Origin of the sequence: Citrobacter sp. Cf088 (genome assembly GCF_030334295.1) — a bacterium.
GTDB lineage: Bacteria > Pseudomonadota > Gammaproteobacteria > Enterobacterales > Enterobacteriaceae > Citrobacter > Citrobacter freundii.
Genome location: NZ_JAOWEE010000013.1, coordinates 1 through 315, shown reverse-complemented (window position 1 = coordinate 315; position 315 = coordinate 1). Strand labels below are relative to the sequence as shown.

At 48.6% G+C, this 315-nt stretch carries 1 tRNA gene; it reads right to left on the bottom strand.

From position 1 onward, the window contains the following. Positions 1-123: 123 nt before the first annotated feature. Positions 124-199, bottom strand: a tRNA-Glu gene (locus tag OGV71_RS00080). Positions 200-315: the final 116 nt, after the last annotated feature.

Genomic DNA, 315 nt, shown 5'->3' with positions numbered 1-315 from the left:
ACAGTGTGTCGTTTCAATTTTCAGCTTGATCCAGATTTTTAAAGAGCAAATATCTCAAACGTCACCCGAAGGTAAGTTTTGAGATATTGGGGTCGGCGACTTTCACTCACACATACCAGCAAGTGGCGTCCCCTAGGGGATTCGAACCCCTGTTACCGCCGTGAAAGGGCGGTGTCCTGGGCCTCTAGACGAAGGGGACACTGAAGTCTCAATCGCAAGACGCCTTGCTATTTACTTTTCATCAGACAATCTGTGTGAGCACTACAAAGGCAGGTTCTTTAAGGTAAGGAGGTGATCCAACCGCAGGTTCCCCTA